Genomic DNA, 349 nt, shown 5'->3' with positions numbered 1-349 from the left:
TATGTGCGATCAAGGATGTCTTCAGCAACCGGATCGTGGGCTATGCGATCGATTCCAGGATGAAATCACGGCTGGCTGTGGCCGCCCTGCATGATGCGGTTTCCCGCCGCGGAGGACCCTCAGAAGTGGCCGGATGCATTGTCCATTCGGATAGAGGGTCGCAATTTCGTTCACGGAAATTCCAGCGGGCGCTGAAGGGATACAAGCTGGCTGGGTCCATGGGACGGGTCGGGGCTGCTGGGGATAACGCGGCGATGGAGAGCTTCTTCTCGACGTTGCAGAAGAACGTGCTCAACAGGCAGTCCTGGGCCACCAGGGATCAGTTGCGAGCCCGGATCATTCACTGGAT

General features: G+C 58.7%; 1 protein-coding gene. It reads left to right on the top strand.

Features of this window, described 5'->3' with window-relative positions; genetic code table 11:
* Window positions 1-349, top strand: a 349-nt coding sequence (locus HGQ17_RS14940; RefSeq protein ID WP_168888741.1) for a DDE-type integrase/transposase/recombinase, incomplete at both ends; no start/stop codon positions are given.

Source organism: Nesterenkonia sedimenti (assembly GCF_012641515.1).
Lineage (GTDB): Bacteria > Actinomycetota > Actinomycetes > Actinomycetales > Micrococcaceae > Nesterenkonia > Nesterenkonia sedimenti.
Note: the sequence above shows the minus strand (reverse complement) of the source record. Positions and strands in the feature narration are given on the sequence as shown.